The 947-nt window shown below is 60.5% G+C and carries 1 protein-coding gene; it reads left to right on the forward strand.

What is annotated here, in order from left to right:
- Nucleotides 1–947 (forward strand): IS1634 family transposase (locus FEF27_RS13055; protein WP_138171313.1); only part of this gene is annotated, 947 nt, incomplete at both ends.

Raw genomic sequence — 947 nt, forward strand, 5'->3', positions numbered from 1 at the left:
AGATTCCCTGCGGGTCATTGGCAACTACGCACCCACCCCGGCGCCGTCCTACCCCACGCTGAAGCGCCGGCTGAAGCAGATCATCGACCAACAGTGGCGCGATGATCTCTGCCGCGCCGCTTATGCCTACGCCGCCGGAGCCGGTGCGGTCAGTGTGGTGCTCTATGACGCCACCACGTTGTATTTCGAAACGGATGAAGAGGACGAGACCCGCAAGGTCGGCTACTCCAAGGAACGCCGGGTGGACCCTCAGGTAGTCATTGGGCTGCTGGTGGATAAGACCGGTTTCCCGCTGGATGTGCACTGCTTCGAAGGCAATACCGCTGAAACGCACACCATCATCCCGGTCTTAGACGCCTTCCGGGCCCGCCACGGTGTGGAGAACATGCTGGTGGTCGCTGATGCAGGCATGCTCTCCTACGCCAACCTGACAGCCCTGGAAGAGGCCGGCTACCAGTATGTCGTCGGCACACGGTCTTCTAAGGCCCCTTACGATCTGGCGGAGACTTTCGCTGCGCGGGGTAATTATTTCGCTGATGGAGAGATCATCGAGGCCACCACACAGTTGAAGAAGAACGTGGCCTCATCGACGCGTCGAGCAGTCTGGCAATACCGGCATAAACGTGAACAGCGCGACCGGCGGAACCAGACCCTGCAAATCCAGCGCGCTGAAGACATCGCTGCTGGACGCAAACAGCAACGCAAGGCCCGGTTCCTCACCGGTGGTGGGCCCAAGACCCTGGCCGTTGACTACGAGGCTGCGAAGCGGGCCCAGTACTACTTCGGGCTCAAAGGCTATGTCACCAGCGCCAGCGAAAAGATCATGACCGGGGCCGAGGTCATTGCTGCCTATCATGCGCTGTTCGAAGTTGAGGCAAGCTTCCGGATGGCGAAATCAGACCTGGCTGCCCGGCCGATCTTCCACCACACCCGAGACAGCATCGAAG

Source organism: Nesterenkonia sphaerica, assembly GCF_005771565.1.
GTDB lineage: Bacteria > Actinomycetota > Actinomycetes > Actinomycetales > Micrococcaceae > Nesterenkonia > Nesterenkonia sphaerica.